13 protein-coding genes are annotated in these 18,391 nt (G+C 32.3%); all 13 read right to left on the reverse strand.

Features of this window, described 5'->3' with window-relative positions; all coding sequences use genetic code 11:
- Positions 1-34: 34 nt before the first annotated feature.
- On the reverse strand, positions 35-1,348 hold the full coding sequence (locus Q1B05_RS17280; RefSeq protein WP_299782463.1) for a sugar MFS transporter: 1,314 nt from the start codon (positions 1,346-1,348) through the stop codon (positions 35-37).
- A gap of 281 nt (positions 1,349-1,629) precedes the next feature.
- Entirely contained in the window at positions 1,630-2,217 is a 588-nt protein-coding gene (locus tag Q1B05_RS17285) for an LUD domain-containing protein (RefSeq protein ID WP_299782465.1), read from the reverse strand.
- A 1-nt stretch (position 2,218) separates the two neighbouring features.
- Positions 2,219-3,577 (reverse strand): lactate utilization protein B, encoded by a 1,359-nt coding sequence (locus tag Q1B05_RS17290; protein ID WP_299782468.1) that lies wholly within the window; start codon positions 3,575-3,577, stop codon positions 2,219-2,221.
- Positions 3,578-3,585: 8 nt separating this feature from the next.
- Positions 3,586-4,323 carry a (Fe-S)-binding protein gene (locus Q1B05_RS17295; protein ID WP_299782470.1) on the reverse strand — a complete coding sequence of 246 codons (738 nt, stop codon included), beginning with the start codon at positions 4,321-4,323 and terminating at the stop codon, positions 3,586-3,588.
- Positions 4,324-4,435: 112 nt separating this feature from the next.
- Entirely contained in the window at positions 4,436-5,737 is a 1,302-nt protein-coding gene (fucP, locus tag Q1B05_RS17300) for an L-fucose:H+ symporter permease (RefSeq protein WP_299782472.1), read from the reverse strand.
- 72 nt (positions 5,738-5,809) lie between these two features.
- On the reverse strand, positions 5,810-7,252 hold the full coding sequence (aldA, locus tag Q1B05_RS17305; protein WP_299782474.1) for an aldehyde dehydrogenase: 1,443 nt from the start codon (positions 7,250-7,252) through the stop codon (positions 5,810-5,812).
- A 945-nt stretch (positions 7,253-8,197) separates the two neighbouring features.
- Entirely contained in the window at positions 8,198-9,790 is a 1,593-nt protein-coding gene (locus Q1B05_RS17310) for an alpha-L-fucosidase (RefSeq protein ID WP_299782476.1), read from the reverse strand.
- 17 nt (positions 9,791-9,807) lie between these two features.
- A complete protein-coding gene (locus tag Q1B05_RS17315; protein ID WP_299782477.1) occupies positions 9,808-11,013 on the reverse strand; it encodes a DUF6786 family protein in 1,206 nt (401 codons plus the stop codon).
- Positions 11,014-11,158: 145 nt separating this feature from the next.
- Entirely contained in the window at positions 11,159-13,483 is a 2,325-nt protein-coding gene (locus Q1B05_RS17320; protein ID WP_299782478.1) for an alpha/beta hydrolase fold domain-containing protein, read from the reverse strand.
- A 616-nt stretch (positions 13,484-14,099) separates the two neighbouring features.
- On the reverse strand, positions 14,100-14,546 hold the full coding sequence (locus tag Q1B05_RS17325; RefSeq protein ID WP_299782479.1) for a protein-disulfide reductase DsbD domain-containing protein: 447 nt from the start codon (positions 14,544-14,546) through the stop codon (positions 14,100-14,102).
- 210 nt (positions 14,547-14,756) lie between these two features.
- Positions 14,757-15,287: a porin family protein gene (locus Q1B05_RS17330; RefSeq protein ID WP_299782481.1), complete on the reverse strand. Its 531-nt coding sequence runs from the start codon at positions 15,285-15,287 to the stop codon at positions 14,757-14,759.
- A 98-nt stretch (positions 15,288-15,385) separates the two neighbouring features.
- Positions 15,386-16,294: an exopolyphosphatase gene (locus Q1B05_RS17335; RefSeq protein WP_299782482.1), complete on the reverse strand. Its 909-nt coding sequence runs from the start codon at positions 16,292-16,294 to the stop codon at positions 15,386-15,388.
- Position 16,295: 1 nt separating this feature from the next.
- On the reverse strand, positions 16,296-18,359 hold the full coding sequence (gene ppk1, locus Q1B05_RS17340) for a polyphosphate kinase 1 (RefSeq protein WP_299782484.1): 2,064 nt from the start codon (positions 18,357-18,359) through the stop codon (positions 16,296-16,298).
- Between the last annotated feature and the right edge of the window lie 32 nt (positions 18,360-18,391).

The raw sequence follows: 18,391 nt of genomic DNA on the forward strand, positions 1-18,391 counted from the left end.
AGAAAATCTTAAGTTCTCTAATATTACTTTATATTTAGGCTATTTTTATTTTAGCCTTTCCGTTTTTATAACCAAACCAAACAATATAAGCATAACAACAAACGATTAGTAATAATGCTTTTTTAAATGCCATCTGATCTGTTAAAAACCCAAATGTTGGTGGTATAATCGCACCTCCTACAATTGCAGTACATAGTAAACCTGAAGCTTTGGGTTTTAATGCACCAATACCATCTATAGCCAATGTGAAAATGGTTGGAAACATAATCGAATTAAATAAACCAACAGCCAAAATACTCCACATACTCACTAAACCAACAGTACTAATAGATAGTATAATTAAGCTAATTGCAATAGTAGCAAAAATAGCGAGCACTTTTCCTGGTTTCATTATTTTAGTCAGATAAGCTCCTAAAAATCGTCCAATCATGGCGCCAGACCAATAGAAGGTTACAAAAACACCTACAATAGCTTTGTTATCACTATTGGCTAATCCAGAATTTAAAATAGATTCAGCTATAAAAACCATAAATCCGTTTTCTTTAATAACAGAAACAAGATTCATATCTAAAAAATAGTTTACCAAATAACTCCCAATAGCCACCTCTGCCCCAACATAAAAAAACAGACCTAACACTCCTTGCATTACTTTTTTATTTTTAAGCACATCAAAATAACTTCCTGTAGATTTCTCACTAATCATTTCTGGTAGTTTGGCAAATAAAAACATTATAGCGATAAGACCAATAAATATGGCTAAACCTAAAAAAGGCATTTGTACGGCCGAGGCTTCAGAAGTTAAATACGCTTCTTTCGCTGTCGCTTCAAGTTGAGCAATTTCTGTTTTCGTCTTAACCACATCGCTTAATATAAATAAAGCTCCTACTGCCGGAGCAATAGCTGTACCCAATGAATTAAAGGCTTGAGAAAGGTTTAATCGACTAGAAGCACTTTCTTCTGGCCCCAAAACAGATACAAAAGGATTGGCTGCTACTTGTAACACCGTCATCCCTGCTGCTAAAACAAAATAAGCCAACATAAAAACGCCAAAAACACGATAGGATGCTGCTGGATAAAACAATAAACAACCTAATGCCATAGTCGATAATCCTAGAATAATGCCCCGTTTATATCCTATTTTTGAGAGTATATAACTTGCTGGAATTGATAATAAGAAATAGGCCCCAAAAAAAGCAAACTGTACCAAGCCTGCTTGAAAATAAGTTAACGTAAACAATTCCCGTAATCGGGGTATTAAAGAATCAACAAGTACTGTAATAAATCCCCAAAGAAAAAAAAGAAGTGTTAATAAAATAAATGCTGAACGATAAGATTTCTGCGATGTCATTATTTTTAATTTTTTAGAAAAGATATATCAAATTTACAAATTATGCATTAGGATACCTGTAAAAAAATATTATGATAAGGAATACCTAAATAATTTGATATTTTAGCAACTTATAGATGTTTTTTTAATTTAGAAATAGCGTATCTGCATATCTTACTGAAACACAATTAATCACAAATTAACACCCTTTATTTTTTGACATTATTAATAGCTTAATTTTACAAAAAATTATTTGATAAAAATTATTTTTTAAATTTATATTGTTTTAAAAAAAGCTGTTTTTACCTTAAAAACAAAGTCAAACTCAGTGCTCCCTGTGCTCCAATAACTAAAGATTGTTCTATGTCTGCAGTTTTAGAAGGTCCTGCTAAAAACACTCCAAAATCATTATCTTCGGTTGCTATTTTCTGATAAGCTTGATGCATAAATGGCACGAGCTGAGTTTGATTAATTACAATTATTAAATGCTTAGTTATAAATGGCAATACGCGCATGGGTAATGTGGTATCTTTAATCCAAATCGCACCATTTTCGGCAACTCCTAAATCACTTTCTAAAACCAAAACATCTAGGTTTTCTAACGCTTTCTGACTTTTAAAAGTATCGAAATCTACCGTATTAAATGCTGCAGTATTTTCAAGTGTAGTATACTTTACCTTACCTTCCGGAAACATGGTATTAATCTGATTAAAAATATCGTCGGTAGTACTTGCTTTTATAACATGCCCTCCCGATACTTCAACTTTTAAAACAAACTCGTCTACTATATTCCTAGAGTCTGCAAACACATCCACATTTATAATTGGTAGCTCTAATAAATCTGGTTTATTAGTTTTTATTCTTGATAAAATTGCATCTCTACTACTCATCTTATTTTCTGTTTTTATACCATTCATCAAAACTTTCTACAGGTCCCGATGGAAGGTCTCGTTCTTTCCCCCAAACATTCGGTTTAGAATTTATAATTCCCTTAGGCAGATTTCTTAAAGACCAACGCGCCACTTTACCTACCTTTTCGAACTTAGTGGGTTTAGAAAATATATCTCCCATCATTTTCATAGACATGACTTTCACATAAGGTTGCTTGGTCTCTTTGGTAATAATTTGACGCCATTTATAAAGTTGGGTATGAATATCTATTTTCACTGGACAAACATCTGAACACGATCCGCATAATGTTGATGCAAATGGCAGACTACTATGTTTGGTTAAATCTTTTCCTGGTGATAAAATAGACCCAATTGGTCCTGGAATAGTAGCATCGTAACTATGTCCGCCACTACGTCTGTAAATCGGACACGTATTCATACATGCACCACATCTAATACATTGTAATGAAGCTCTAAAATCTGGACGACTTAATTGTTCTGTTCTTCCATTATCAACTATAACAATATGCATTTTAGTACCTTTTCTAGGCTTTTTAAAATGTGACGAATAGGTTGTTATGTGTTGGCCGGTAGCACTACGTGCTAATAATCTTAAAAATACACCTAAGTGCTCTTGTTTCGGAATAATTTTTTCAATCCCCATACAAGCAATATGCACTGGTGCTAAATGTGCTCCCATATCGGCGTTTCCTTCGTTGGTACATACCACAAAACCTCCTGTATCGGCAATAGCAAAGTTAACACCCGTAATAGCTGCATCTGCATTTACAAACTTTTCTCTGAGGTGTTTTCGTGCTTCTCCAGTTAAGTATTGAGGATCTCCACCACAAGGCTTCGTCCCTAAATGTTCTTGAAATAGTTCGTCGACTTCTTCTTTTGTTTTATGAATAGCAGGTAGAACAATATGGCTTGGCGTTTCTTTAGCCAATTGCACAATGCGTTCTCCTAAATCTGTATCAATAATTTCAATGCCATCTGCCTCTAAATAAGGATTTAAATGACATTCTTCAGTTAACATCGATTTACTTTTCACAACTTTTTTGGCATTGTGTTCTTTTAGAATACTGTGCACAATTCTGTTATGTTCATCACCATCTTGTGCCCAATGCACTTGAACCCCATTTTTTAAGGCATTTTCTTCAAATTGAATTAAATAATTATCAAGATTGGACAATGTATGCGCCTTTATGCCTTGTCCTAAATTACGTAACTCCTCCCACCCCTCTACAGAATGTGCAGATTTATCGCGTTTATGACGTACAAACCAAAGTGCTTTGTCATGCCAATTTACTTTCTTTTCATTTTTATTAAATATCGTTGCCGCTTCTGAATGATTCATGTTTTAATTCAATTTACACTGTTTAAAATTTCGGCGATATGAAGCACTTTTAAAGGCTGCATATGTCTTGTAATTAGGCCTTCTAAATGCATTAAACATGAAGTATCTGTAGCTGTGATTACTTCTGCCCCATTATCTAAATGGTCTTGCACGCGATCTTTTCCCATTTTAACTGAAATAGCTTCTTCGACTACTGCAAAGGTGCCTCCAAATCCGCAACATTCATCTTCACGGTTTAATGTTATAATTTCCACTCCTGAAACTTCAGCTAGCAATTCCCCAATATAAGAATATTCTGGAGTCACCTTTTCTGAACAAGAACCTAAACGTAAACCTCTTAAACCGTGGCAACTTTTATGAATTCCTACCTTATGAGGAAAACGAGCCCCGACATCTTTAATTTTAAGAACATTCAATATAAAATCGCAAAGTTCGTAAACATTATTTCTAACTTTTGTGACTTCATCTGTTTGCGGAATCACATCAAAATGTTTTTTAACATGATATGCACAACTCCCTGAAGGCGTTACGATGTAATCAAATTCATTAAAATTTTTCACAAAATTATTACAAGCACCAACAGATTCATTTTCGTAACCAGAATTCGCCATAGGTTGCCCACAACACGTTTGCCCCGAGGGATATACCACGTCTACATTCAGTTTTTCTAAAAGCTCTAAAGTTGCTTTACCTACTTGTGGATACAATTGATTGATATAACAAGGAATAAATAATCCTACTTTCATGTTGTATAATTTTAATTTTTTCTTAATCTCGATAAACATTAAGTCTTATAGATTTTCTATTGAAATTTAAGACGTCCTATACATATTGTTTAACCCCTAATTGTTTTTACGATTATTTTGAATACACTTTCATGGTTCTATAACCATAAATAGCAATCACACAGAAGCATAAAAACGGTAAAACAAAAGATACATTAACAGCTGCAAAACTTCCAATATTTCCTTTATCTATAATTGTTCCTTGTAAGATTGGCATTAAAGCACCTCCTACAATTGCCATTACCAGTCCAGCAGCACCTAGGGTTGAATCTTCTTCACTAAGTCCTTTAAGCGCAATACCATAAATTGTTGGAAACATTAAAGACATAAATGCCGATGTTACTACTAGACAATATAAACCGAGCATACCTTCTATTAAAATAACCCCAGAAGTAGTTATTATGGCACACACAGCAAATATGGTAAGTAACTTTTTAGAGTCTACAAATCGCATTAAATACGTACTAACAAATCTGCTTGATAAAAAGATAACCATGGCTACAATATTGTAATTCTGAGCTGTAGCTTTAGCAATTCCTAAATTATCTGCATACTGAATAATAAAAGTCCAACACATGATTTGTGCGGCTACGTAAAACAATTGTGCAACAACACCTTCTCTATATTTTCCATTGCTTAATAATCTTTTAAAAGACTCTTTAGCTGGTCCATGTTCTGTAGTACTAGTTTGTTTCGGCATTTTAGATAACGAAATAACAACTAACATAAAGATTACAACAGCACCAAGTATGACATATGGATTTCTAATAATTGCTAAATCATGTGTTCTAATTACTGCTTTTTGAGCTTCGTCTAGAGTGGTAAAAATTAACTCGCCCATTTCGTTACGCTTATCAGAATCTAAAGCTGTTAATATAAATTTTGAAGCGACAAACATGCCGAAAAGTGATCCGATAGGATTAAATGCTTGTGCTAAATTTAAACGCTGAGTTGATGTCCGTTCATCTCCCATAGCTAAGATGTATGGATTCGCGGTAGTTTCTAAAAAAGCTAAACCAAATGTTAGAATATAAAGCGATCCTAAAAAGAATCCAAAAACTTCATATTTCGCTGCTGGAAAAAATAATAAGGCTCCAAATGCATAGAGAGAGAGCCCTAATATAATTCCTTTTTTATAACTGTATTTTCTTACAAAAAGTGCTGCAGGAATAGCCATAGTCGCATAACCGCCATAAAAAGCAAATTGCACTAAAGCTGCCTTAGCTGTAGAAATTTCCATAACAGTTCCAAATGCTGCGACCATAGGATTTGTAATGTCGTTTGCAAATCCCCATAACGCAAACAATGAAGTAATTAGAATAAATGGTACTAACACTTCTTTTGAAACTACTGGTACTTTTTCTATTTTTTTCATAATGATATACAATTCGAATCTAATCTCTATATTGGCTTTTTAATAGAGAGATTAATTCATCTTTTTTATTAATTACGATCTATATTGAGCATAAACAACTTTAGTTTGTAAATACTCTTCCATGCCGTGTTTTCCATCTGCACCACCTAATCCAGATTTTTTCCAACCTGCATGAAAACCTTGAATGGCTTCAAAATGCTCTCTATTTACATAGGTTTCACCAAATTGTAATTCTTGACTAGCATGCATTACTTTATTAAAATTTTCTGAGAAAATTGATGATGTTAATCCATATTCACAATCGTTAGACAAGGCTATAGCTTCATCTAATGTACTAAATTTCATAACGGGTAACACAGGACCAAATACTTCTTCTTGTATGATTTGCATGTTTTGCTTAACATTAGTTAATAATGTTGGCTGATAGAAATAACCTTTATCAAATTGATTAGAACGCATTCCACCAAGCACAACTTCTGCACCTTCTTTCTTTGCAAACTCAACCATTTCTGAAACTTTATCTATCTGATTTTTAGAAACCAAAGCACTCATATCTGGATTATTACCAGAAAACGCATCTTCAACTTTAACTTCAGACATTTTTTTAGTCAACATGTCTAAAAATTTATCATAAATAGAATCTTCTACATACACACGTTCTGCACAGTTACAAACTTGTCCGCTAAAAATAACTTTAGACGATACAATAGCATTAACGGCTAATTCTAAATTCGCATCAGCACATACAATTGCTGGAGCTTTCCCACCTAATTCAAGAGACACTTTAGTTATATTTTGTGCTGCAGCTTCCATAATTTTCTGACCTGCAAAAACACTTCCTGTTAAACTTACAATACCAGTTATTGGACTTTTAGTAAGGGCATTACCAACAACACTACCTTTACCAAGTACAAAATTTAAGACACCGTCTGCTAAACCTATATTTTCAATTAATTTAGCAAATTCCATAATGGTATTAGGCGCAATACAACTTGGCTTAATCACACAAGTATTTCCTGTAACTAAAGATGGTGCCACTTTACGAGCCATTACAAAAAACGGGAAATTCCACGGACAAATACCTACAGCGACACCAATAGGAGCTTTATGCAAAAAAATATGTTCTTTCTGACGATCACTCTGAATAATTTCACCTTCAATACGTCTAGCCCATCCTGCATTATAATCAAAATAATCTGCAGTTACATCGATTTCGACTTGTGCTAAACCAATAACTTTTGCTTGTTCTTTAGCTAAAGTTTCTGCTAGAAATACTCTATTTTCACGGATTACAGAAGCCATTTTATTTAAAAAACCTGCACGTGTAATTGCTGTTAGCGATTTCCAAGCATGTTGAGATGCTTTTGCAGCTTCTAACGCTGTGTTCGCATCTTCTACTGATCCTTCTGGAATGACAGACAACACCTCTTCTGTACATGGGTTTAAAACTTCTGTTGTTCCTGTTGATGTCGAGTTAATAAACCTTCCGTTTATGTATTGATTAAATTCTTTCATGACTTGTAATTTTGTGTTTTTTAGTTATCGTTTTAATGCTTAAAACAACCTTTCTCCTTAAATTATGATCTAACTGGCAATTAAATTCTAAATATAATCTTTGATAAGTTGAATAGTAGAGTTACAAAAGTGACCAATAACACTAATAAAATATTTATCTATTACAATCTACTTTATGTATAATTTAAACATTAACATATTATACACTTCTTTACAATACAAATTCAAGTCTTATATTGAAGAAAATAAATGTTAATATTAGTACTTTTAAAAAAACAATAGGTTCAAATTAAAAAAAATGAAATTAATAATTATAGAATAGACAAAAAGAAGAAACAGCAATATTTACATTTATAAATTATGAAAATTTATATTTTACAGTTAATTTACTTTTATAACAAAAACTCTAGGTCAGAATACTAATCGTACTACACCTCGCTATCTTTAGGCATCTTTCATCATTAGAAATTACAATTCAGTTCTATCTCATTAATAGATATTCAATACTACAACGTGTCTCAAACTAAACTAAACCTCAAATAAAACACTAAAAAATAAACACTTAAAAACAAACCCCTTAAAAAACCTGAACGAACCCACTTATATTTACACGTAAAATAAAAGCATATTATATAACCATTGACGATATACATTTAGTTCAATTTTAAAAACATCTGATTTTATTGCACTGAAGATAAATCTTACAAATAACACAGTATACACACTACAACTTATTATGAATAATTAAAACATCGCACTAAAATAATCAGAAGTTATTAATAACGTTTTAGCTCATATCAAAAGATTTAGATATATGACATTTACTTTATAAAATGAAGTCTTTTATGATACATGCAATTTCTGATTTGAACTAAAGTGTAAGTGTTTTCAAACAAGTAAACAAAAGAATAGACTAATAATAAAAAACAGAAATAGAATTCCTTTTTAGTGATTACCATCTAAATCGACTTTTTTCGTTCCCTCCAAAGCTTTACTTGCATCTGTTTGGATCGCTTTTGGATCGTGTTGTTCTGTCTTCGTTTCAATTCTGAAAGACCAAGCGTACTGACTTTCTCCTAAATCTTTTGGTGGTGTTATTTCTAAACCATTAGCAGTCATATTCCATTCAATTACAGCTTCAGACCCTAACAAGACCACAGATTTTACTTCAGATTCAGCCCACCCTTTTGTTGCCTCAATGACAATGGCATTTTTAGGTTGCTCTAATGCTATGGCATAAAGACTCGTTCCTTTAGTTGTAAATGACACATTGCCATGGTCTTGATGATTCACTTTCCAATAGCGTGTGCCGTAAATAGCTTCCCCATTTGTTTTTAACCAATTTCCCATACTATGAAGCAAATCAACTTGTGGTTGCGGTATAGTACCATCGGCTTTAGGCCCAATATTCACTAAAAAATTACCATTTCTTGAAACAACCTCAACCATTTCAGAAATAATATCTTTCGGCGTTTTGTATGTGTCATGTTCTAAAAACCCGAAAGATGTTCCAAACGTCGTGCAACTTTGCCATTTCGGACCAATCACTTTTAGTTTTAAATTATCTTTCTCTAAACAGCCCACACCATCTGGCCAATTTCGATTTTTGCCTTTGTTATTTAAATAAACCTCTTGGTTGTTCTTATTGCCATTATTCATAAAATCAGTAATCATCAACCTACATTGATCATAGAAATATTGAATTTCAGGTTTAAATACTTTTGGTTCGACTAAAGTACTGTTCCCGTCTCTAGTAAAAATTGGAATGTCATCAATCCATAAAAAATCGGGTTCATATTTCTCTTGAATTTCTTTCCATCGTGCGACATATTCATCGACCGCATTTTTATCGAATCCGAATGGTCCATATAAAGAAGCTGCACTAGGATTGTTTTTGATTTCTGCCAAAATATCGGCATGTGGTTCAGCATTCACCACATATTGTTCCGTAGTAAAAAAGCTAGAATGTCGTTCTCGATGATAAGAGGGTGCATATTTTAGACCTTGCTTTTTCACAGCTATACCTAAGTCGCCTACCAAATCTCTTTTAGGCCCCATATCTTTAGCATTCCAAGGTGTTAATTCCGAATCCCAATTGGCCCAACCATCATGATGCTCAGCCGTTAACACCACATACTTTGCTCCTACTTCAGCAAAAAGTTCTGCCCACTCGTCTGGATTCCAATGTTCTGCTTTAAATTCAGATATAATATCTTTATAACCAAACTCTGGAGGTGCTGCGCCCCAACGTGATCTTAAATAGGGATAATAATAAGCAGTGTCTTTATAAATTAATTTAGGAACATGTTCTGCATACCCTCTTCCTTCTTTTTTATGACCTATTACACTATAAGGTCCCCAATGAATAAATATTCCAACTTTCCCATCGTTAAACCAATCTGGTACCGGCATATTTTGCAAAGCTTCCCAACTACCATCATAAGGTAGTTTAACATTATCTTCTTGCTTTTGCTTTGTGTTACAAGCTCCTAAAAACAGAACGACTATAACAATAAATAACACATTTTTAAACCTCATATTTTAAATCTTTTTTTTTAGTGAAACGCGTTTGTAACATCCTCTATCGTAATTCCAAATAGTGCTTTTATTATAGGATTTAAACTTGCGGCATCGCCTTCAATATGACAGGTTAATTGCACATGCACCCCTTTTTCTTTTGTTTTTAAAGCTAATGCAGGCGATGATGTTTCTAATTCGTAAAACGGCCCTAAAGGTGCTAATCCTGACTCTGGAGCTCCATCGTTATAAGCATTAATCACATCTCCCTCAAAAGGTTTATCTTGAATTTCCCACATGGAATTTACATAATCCGTAACGCCTTCGGGTTTGTTATATTTTACAATAGTTAATACCCCATTTTCCGAATCGTAAGACCCTACAATATTTTTTGCTCTCACGGGAGAAAGCCCTATTTTACTGCGATATTCTCCATCACCCTTAAAATACATTACTTCTTCTTTCACCACCAATCTATCGGCAGGTACTTTTCCGAAATAATTATCATTAACCACCTGACCTAATTCTGCTTCACCTCCTTGATTGAAAGGAATTAAAATGGTAGTATATGGTGAATGATTAAACATACCAAGCATCCACATAGAAAGTAATCCAGTTTCTTTTTTCCAGTTGATTGTTCCAATATTAGTTATTGAATTAGTCGTTTGGTACGCCACCGTTTTAATATCATCTGCAAGCGATTTTAATCCTAATTCTTTTTGAATATCTGCTTTACATAACATTGAAATCTCACGTTCAATCGCCATATTAAATTGAAATCCAGAATAATTTATCAAAGATGCTTCTTTAGTAAACACGGCTTTGTTTGAAGACACACTTTTAACATTAAAAGGTTCTAAATCGATAAGTTTAGGCGCATACCAATCATCTAAAATAAACGCTGTTCCTTTCTTGAAAAAAATTGAATATTGCCCCCCTTCTGGACCTAACCAAAAACGTTCTTCACCTCCAAACACATTAATATGATCTTGAATTTCACGCGAAGCAAATAACTCACGATTAATCCACCCATAACTTCTGCCTTCGTCTCCAAAACCACTACTTGTCATTACACGACCTTGCAAAGCTGCAGAAATTGCTACTTTAGATTGTTTTGATGCATCGGTAAGCTGAATCACATCAATATAATCTTCCATAAATTTAACATCATCTACATAAGTTTTAGAAGGCTTATTCGTTTCATTAATTTGTATTGGGTCTATTGAATTATTTTCTTTTTCCATTTTAGATTTATTTTTAAGTATATAGAATACAATTAATATAACAGCTCAAAAGGGTTTATTCACAAACACTTATTAACAACTCCTTTAAACGATATAAAAATATACTGAAGTTACCTTTAGTTCGATATCTTTTAAAATCTTGAAGCTATTTATCTGATAAATCTGTTCTGAACGGATATGCTGGTAAATGCGCTCCATTAACCAAATTCACTTCTGGTTTTCCAGAAAAAGCATATCGTATATACAAAGGCTTTTTAATATCTTTTGAACTTAAAATTACGGTCTCAGATTTAATTTTCGCTTTGGCTAGTTTCCATTGCATCGTTTGGTCTGCTATCCAAAATCCTGTTGGCAATTTACCATCCAATGTTTTTAATCCTTTAGCATTAGAATAATTCACTATTAATTTTCGATTTTTAATCTCGATAGTTTTCATTTTTGGACCTTCAGCAATTATATCTTCACCAAGTGTTTGCTTAGCAGCTTCTAAAGCCAAACGCTTTCCTATAGGTAATTTGTCTTTTGGATGAATATTTTTAACATCTCCTAAATCAATGGTATTTATAACACTGGTATTGGGAAGATTTAAAACTTCCAACTGAGACTCTCGCATCCACGCCCAAGATTCTGCTGTAGGATCTTCTGGATCGATTTCTGGTGTTTTCACAGTTCCTTTTCCATAACCAGGTAACATAACAACCATGAAATGCATATCTTGTTTACGCCATGCTTTTCGATAGCGTTTTACCCAAGCACTCAAGACTTCTCCATAATCTTTCATACCTGAAACTTCATGAAACCAATTGGTTTCTGTTATTTCGGGCACGCCTGAGATATAACGTGTATTGCGTTCGCCTTGATACCACACTAAACCTCTTACAGCAAAAGATTCTAAAGGTTTTAACATGGCATTGTATAATATATTAGGTTGTCTGCGTAAAAAAATATCCTCTTTATTACTTCGGTTTTCCTGTTTCTCTAAAATGGATTTAATACGATTTTGAGTCTCTGTATTTGCATCAAAATTTCTCATAATAGTTTTAAAATAATCAAATTCTTTAGTCATATCTCGAGGCATCCAAGCTTCAATTGAAGAACTCCCCCAAGATGCATGAATAATACCTACAGGAACGTCACCAATCGCTTCTAAATAATACGCAAAAGCAGATGCCACTGCACTAGTTGGTATTTGATTTGACCAAGCACCGATCACCTCGTCCTCCTCTTGTAAGGAAACCGTTCTAGTCACCTCGAAACTCCGAATATGTTTAGCTTTAGAAACTAACGCTTCAATTTCAGGAACAGCTTTTACAGCCATTTGCATATTTGATTGGCCTGAACAAATCCATACTTCGCCCACCAAAACATCGGAAATCACAACTTCATGTTCTCCTTTAATAATTAAATCGCGTCCAGTTTTTGAGGTTTTTAAAGTATCTAATTGAACACTCCATGAGCCGTATTTATCTGTTTCTGTTATTTTCTGTTGGCCAGCGAACGAAACAGTTACATATTGTCCCGATTTTGCTGTGCCCCAAATAGATAGAGGCATATCTCTTTGAAGCACCATATGGTCACTAAAAAGTTGAGATGGTTTAGCATCTGAGTTAATAAATTGCGCTTTTAAAAAGGCATAACTTTTTTTCATCAGTTCTGCATAAACCACTTTATCAGCTTTGTCTCCTCTGAAAAAAGAACCATTAAAAAAACCATGATCTTTATCTTTATAAGATTCTAAAAGGCAATCATTCCCTTGCTTATTCATCAATCTATTGAATTGTTCAGCATTTCCATAAGGTACTGTTTTATCGGCCATACCATGAAACACTAATGTAGGTACGATACCGTGTGTAATATGATGATTTGGTGAAATATCTGTTTTATGTTCTTCTCCAATTTTTGCCATGCCATAACCTTTTTCTGTAGTATCTAGAACAGGATTATACAATATCATAGCATTGGGTTTAGAACTTACGGATAAATCTTCCCCAACACCCTCATAACCTTCTATAACGTCTGTACATACCGCGACATGACCACCAGCTGAGCCTCCTGCAGCGACAATCTTATTTGGATCGATTCCTAATTCTGTTGCATGTTGACGGACCCATCGTATTACAGATTTCCCATCGGTTACCGCTTCAAAAGGAGTAGTACCATGAGCTTTAGCCACTCTATATTCTGCAGAAATAGCAACTACACCTTGATTTGCAAAATAACGAGATTGTTGATAAAATTGTTTAGGAGTACCTCCAGCCCATCCACCTCCAAAAAAGAAGACAATTACAGGAACTTGATCTGTGACCTTATGATTTTCAGGATTAAAAACATGAAGAGACAACTCAGTGCTATCTATAGTTTTATACATTACAGTGCTGTCTGGAAAAATTGAGTCTTTAACTGCGACTGATTTTGCATGAACGACCATGTTAGAAACCAATAGAAATAATGTTAATAGAAATGCTTTCATGTAATTTAAATTTTTAGACCTTAATCCTAAAAAAAATAGCACTTTAACCCCACTAAACGATATCTTTATCTACTAATCATTCTCTATTTAGTGTATTGCACTAGAATCTCAAGCCTCGTTAAATCATATATCAAAATATAAATAGCTCTCTTTTAGACTCTTTTTTTTATTCAAATTTTGATGAATTTAAATTTCAAAATTTAACACCAAACCCAATCAAGCTATCAACACAAAACCTATACATTAATTATGATAATAGATATGTAAGAGACTTTGTTACTATATTCTTTTTAATATTTAGATTATTACTTACAATAATACCTATTATACTCGTAATTCGTTTTACTTATTTCAACCATAAACATGTACAATCTTAACATTTTTCACTTAAATTAATTCAAATTGATAAACAATTAATCAATCCTCTTTATCTTAAATTTTAAATTATTTTATAAAGAATATTGACTTAGCTGAATAGATTTACACACCTACAAAAAGTAAAAATATGTGTTTTATATTTTAATGTTTAAATTGAGTGTAATTGTTGTTTTAATAAAAACACCCCTAAATAGCATCTAACTATTTAGGGGTGTTTCATTTTACTAAAATATTTTTTTTATTTTACATCAAATATTAAATCGACTTCGGTTGGAGGCAAACATCTACTATCGTCGCACACCATAAACTCTACAGTACCATTTACTTTAAAAGGAACATTTCCTTTAATTTTTATACGTTGCTTAAAATCGGCTTTACCTTCAAAAAACTTAATTTCCATTTCAAAAATCTGATCGTTTACAACATGCCCTTTTCCTTCTTGAGTATTCCCTTTCTTTAAGAAATTTTTATTGCCTTTAAACGTAAACGTAGTTGGAATTGGTCCGTTTTCAGGTACATATTGCGCATACAAATGCCAACCTTGATCTATAGTTGCTGTAGCCACTAACTCATATTCTGTATCTGATATTTTATTAACAGATGTTGACCATTTTACAGGTTCTAATATCTGAGAATTTACAGCTCCAGAAATAATTAACACAAGTAATAGTATAATTTTTCTCATAATTGATTAATCTATAGTTTTAAAGTTTAACACGAAGTTCAAATATATATGAATATCGCTTTTGAAATATAAAGAGCTATTAAAGTTATATTACTTTTAACATTTTACAACATCATTTTAAAAGAGGCATCGTAATATTTATTTCTTAAAACAAAAAGAGCCAAATCGCTATTATTGAGATTTGGCTCTTTTTTAATTATTAAAATTGTATTAGAATATTTTTATACCTAAACCAACTTGTATATTACTATTTTTAGCTTCTAAAATTTGATCGTCGTCATAAACATTTGTTATTCCGTAAGAGTATCTTACATCTACATAAAAGTCATCAAAGAATACATATTCTACACCTGCAATACCAGAAAACATTAAGTTATTAAAACCATCTTCAAATTCATGAACTTTAAGTCCTATTTGAGGTCCTAAACCTACAGATAAACGTTCTGTTATAGCATATTTAGCGAATACAGGCAAATTAAGATAATCTAACCTAAGTTCTTCTTTTTTAGCACCTTCAGCAGAAAATTGAATTTCTGGGGCTATAGAAAACTTATCAGTAACACCATATTGTGCTGTAAAACCAACTACAAATCCATTTCTGTGTGTGTTTCCTTCAGGAACAACTGAATCATAATCTAAATTAGACATATTTATTCCGGCTCTTACTCCGAATAAATCGAATTGAGCAAAACTAGTCGTTGTTGCTAGGATAGTTAAAATTAGAAAGGTAATTTTTTTCATATTGATAGATTTTGGTGCTAAGTTAAAATTAATAGAATCAGTTTAATATAATTTTAGATAATTGTGACAAAAAAAAGGACAAACTGCACATTTTATCGTTATACCAATTTTTTACTAGATACTGTTTCGTAATACAAACTCTTTATAATCCCGTCACTTAACCCTATTTTAGGGACATAAATATCTTTGGCTCCACTCCATTTCATAGCAGACAAATAAATTCTTGCAGCAGGTATAATTACATCTGCACGATCCTGATTTAAATCTAATTCAGTGATACGTTCTTCATAAGAATAGGACTGCAATATATTATAATACGATGTTAAATAAAAGAATGTTAACGGTTTTCCCATAGCTTTCCCAGAAACTTTAAATATTTTATTAATATTTCCTCCAGAACCTATTAAGTCTATTTTTTCATACTTTTTTGTATGCTCTTTAATCCACCTTTCAAGCTCGTTCCAAGTTTCTCTTTTCACCATGTCGTTTAACAATCTTACAGTACCAATTTTAAAAGACCTTGAGATTTCTGTTTCTCCATGATCTATAACTGTAAACTCGGTACTACCTCCTCCAACATCGACATATAAATACGTTTTATTAGGATTTATAAATGCATTTAAATCTGTTGCGGCAATAATAGCAGCTTCTTCATCTCCTTCAATAATATCAATTTTAATATCTGATTGTTCCAAAATCTGCTGCACAACATCTTTACTGTTTTTAGCTTCTCGCATTGCAGATGTAGCACAAGCTTTATAGGTTTCTACTTTATGAGATTTCATAAGTAATTTAAAAGCATGCATTGTATCAATCATACGTTCTATATTTTTATCAGATATTTTTTCTTCTAAAAACACGTCTGCACCTAAACGAATAGGCACACGAACTAAAGAACTTTTTTTAAATTTTGTTGGCTTCCCATCTTCCTCAATAATATTAGCAATTAACAATCTTACGGCATTAGAACCAATATCAATTGCTGCATATTTTTTTATTGTAAGCATATTACTCTTTTAACTTGTTTAAGTAATATTCGTAGGTTGCAAACTGCGATCTTACTTTTGTTTTACTATTTTTTTTATGTTCGTTGGTCTGTTCCAAATTTAAAATTCTTGCTTTAACATTATCACTCCAACAAATATTAAATGTATCTAATAATTCTTGCTTAATATCTTTATCGTAAATAGGGCAAGTTACTTCTACTCTATTTTCAATATTTCTAGTCATCCAATCTGCAGATGAAATATAAACTTTAGGATTTCCGCCATTACCAAACACATATAATCTGGTATGTTCTAAAAATTTATCGACAATACTAATTACTTCAATATTCTCGCTCATCCCTTCTATTCCGGGCACCAAACAACATAAACCTCTAACAATCATTTGAATTTTTACTCCAGCTCTACTCGCTTCGTATAATTTATCTACCATTTTATAGCTAGAAATACTATTCATTTTAAGTTTAATACTTGCTGGTTTACCCAATTTCACATTAACAATTTCTGCATCTATTAATTTAAAAAACGCTTTTTGTGTATAATGTGGAGATGTTATAATATGTTTATATCTATAAATTAAATAATTTGTTTCAAAGAAACTAAAAACTTTATTAATATCTTTTAGAATTTTCTGATCTGCTGTGAATAACGTATAATCTGTATAAATTTTAGCGGTAGATTCGTTAAAGTTTCCAGTACTCACAATTCCGTATCGCTTTATCTTTTTGTTTTCTTCACGCTCAATTACACACATCTTACTGTGCACTTTTAAACCTTGAACACCAAAGATTAAATTAATACCTTCTAATTCCATCTGTTCGGCATAAGCGATATTGGCTTGTTCATCAAAACGCGCTTGTAATTCTATAGATACAGTAACCCGTTTTCCATTTTTTGCTGCATTTATTAAGGAACTTGCAATATCTGAAATTTGTGCCAATCTATAAATCGTAATTTTTATAGTTTTTACTTTTGGATCTAAAGCGGCTTCTCTTAAAAACTTTACGATATAAGAGAAGGTGTGATAAGGTGCGTATAGTAAAAAATCTTTTTTAGCAATTAAAGGAAAAATACTTTGCTCTAAACTTAATCCTTTAACTAGTAAAGGTTCTATTTTATCATACAACAAATCGGTTCTTCCTAAACTAGGAAATCCCATGTAATCACGTCTGTTATGATAACGCCCTCCAGGAATAATACTATCTGAAGGTTCTATATTCATTTTTTTCAATAAATAATCAAGCGTATCTTTTTCTATTTGTTTATCATATACAAACCTAACAGGCTCGCCTACTTGTCTATGTTTTACACTATCTGATAACTTATCGATAAAACTTTTACTTAAATCACTTTCGAAATCTAATTCCCCATCTCTGGTAATTTTAATCATGTGAGCAGAAATAGACTTATAATCGAAAATATTAAAAATATCGTCTAAACAATATCGTAAAAGATCGTCTAACATAATAATATAATCCTTATCACCTTCTCTTGGAAGGACCACAAAACGATCCATATTTTTAGAAATCTCTATTAAAGCAAACTGATTTTGATCTGTACTCATATGCATATTTACAGCCAAATATGCAGCACTATCTTTTAACAAAGGAAGTTTAACCAAATCGCTTAAAATAATAGTTACTAACGCTGGACTTACCTTTTGAATAAAATACTGTTTTATAAACAGATGTTGTGAAGGTGAAATTTGATTTTCATCAATTATAAAAATATTCTCTTTCTTTAAATTATTTTGAATATTATTAAGAATCTTTAAACTTTCTGCTTGCTGCTCTATTACAATTTCTGTAATAATTTCTAAGAGCTCACTAGCTTTAATCCCTCCTAGTTCACTTTTTCCTGCTTTTCCAGCTTCATCTATTCGTTTTACTGTTGCATAACGAACCTTAAAGAACTCATCTAAATTATTTGAAAATATACCTAAAAATCGCAAACGCTCAATTAAAGGCACGTTCTTATCTTCAGCTTCTTGAAGTACTCTCGCATTAAATTGAAGCCAACTAATTTCTCTATTAATATATATGTTATTAGCTTTTTCGATTTTTATCATTTAAATATTTTTTATTTCTTCTTACAAATATA

Origin of the sequence: uncultured Formosa sp., from assembly GCF_947500765.1 — a bacterium.
Classification (GTDB): Bacteria; Bacteroidota; Bacteroidia; order Flavobacteriales; family Flavobacteriaceae; genus Formosa.

What these genes read in the sequence shown, in the direction of transcription:
- Q1B05_RS17310 (WP_299782476.1), bottom strand. Translation starts at nt 9,790, where the DNA reads ATGAGGTTTAAAAATGTGTTATTTATTGTTATAGTCGTTCTGTTTTTA.
- Q1B05_RS17280 (WP_299782463.1), bottom strand. Translation starts at nt 1,348, where the DNA reads ATGACATCGCAGAAATCTTATCGTTCAGCATTTATTTTATTAACACTT.
- aldA (WP_299782474.1), bottom strand. Translation starts at nt 7,252, where the DNA reads ATGAAAGAATTTAATCAATACATAAACGGAAGGTTTATTAACTCGACA.
- Q1B05_RS17320 (WP_299782478.1), bottom strand. Translation starts at nt 13,483, where the DNA reads ATGAAAGCATTTCTATTAACATTATTTCTATTGGTTTCTAACATGGTC.
- Q1B05_RS17315 (WP_299782477.1), bottom strand. Translation starts at nt 11,013, where the DNA reads ATGGAAAAAGAAAATAATTCAATAGACCCAATACAAATTAATGAAACG.
- fucP (WP_299782472.1), bottom strand. Translation starts at nt 5,737, where the DNA reads ATGAAAAAAATAGAAAAAGTACCAGTAGTTTCAAAAGAAGTGTTAGTA.
- Q1B05_RS17335 (WP_299782482.1), bottom strand. Translation starts at nt 16,294, where the DNA reads ATGCTTACAATAAAAAAATATGCAGCAATTGATATTGGTTCTAATGCC.
- Q1B05_RS17285 (WP_299782465.1), bottom strand. Translation starts at nt 2,217, where the DNA reads ATGAGTAGTAGAGATGCAATTTTATCAAGAATAAAAACTAATAAACCA.
- Q1B05_RS17325 (WP_299782479.1), bottom strand. Translation starts at nt 14,546, where the DNA reads ATGAGAAAAATTATACTATTACTTGTGTTAATTATTTCTGGAGCTGTA.
- Q1B05_RS17295 (WP_299782470.1), bottom strand. Translation starts at nt 4,323, where the DNA reads ATGAAAGTAGGATTATTTATTCCTTGTTATATCAATCAATTGTATCCA.
- ppk1 (WP_299782484.1), bottom strand. Translation starts at nt 18,359, where the DNA reads ATGATAAAAATCGAAAAAGCTAATAACATATATATTAATAGAGAAATT.
- Q1B05_RS17330 (WP_299782481.1), bottom strand. Translation starts at nt 15,287, where the DNA reads ATGAAAAAAATTACCTTTCTAATTTTAACTATCCTAGCAACAACGACT.
- Q1B05_RS17290 (WP_299782468.1), bottom strand. Translation starts at nt 3,577, where the DNA reads ATGAATCATTCAGAAGCGGCAACGATATTTAATAAAAATGAAAAGAAA.